The 384-nt window shown below is 63.8% G+C and carries 1 protein-coding gene; it reads right to left on the bottom strand.

Translation table 11 applies throughout. The features are described from left to right. A partial coding sequence (locus tag A3764_RS21430; protein ID WP_201722489.1) for a fatty acid desaturase occupies positions 1 to 384 on the bottom strand: 384 nt, incomplete at both ends.

Below are 384 nucleotides of genomic sequence, written 5' to 3'. Positions count from 1 at the left end.
GTTGCCGGTCCAGTAGCCCCAGCCGGACAAGTAGATCAGATAGTCGCGCCAGGTCGTGGGCCGGGGATGGCCTGCAATCTCGGGATCGCGCTCCGGGTCGTTGGTGTATTTGTGATGCGCGAGGTGGAAATACCGGAACCAGGTGAAGGGCAGAAGCAGGGGAAGCGACAGCGCGTGGCCCACTACGTCGCTGATCCAGGGCCGGGCGAAGGGCGTGGCATGGGTACATTCATGGCTGAGCGTAAAGAGGAACATCAGCACGATGCCATAGGGCAGCAGCAGCACGGGCCAGAAGGGGCCACCGAAGCCGATATAGGCACCCATTGCCAGCAGAAGGCCCAGATGCCCCGCCAGATGCTTCAGCCCGGCGGCATCCGACCGGCG

Source organism: Sulfitobacter sp. HI0129 (assembly GCF_001635395.1).
Classification (GTDB): domain Bacteria; phylum Pseudomonadota; class Alphaproteobacteria; order Rhodobacterales; family Rhodobacteraceae; genus Sulfitobacter.
Note: the sequence above shows the minus strand (reverse complement) of the source record. Positions and strands in the feature narration are given on the sequence as shown.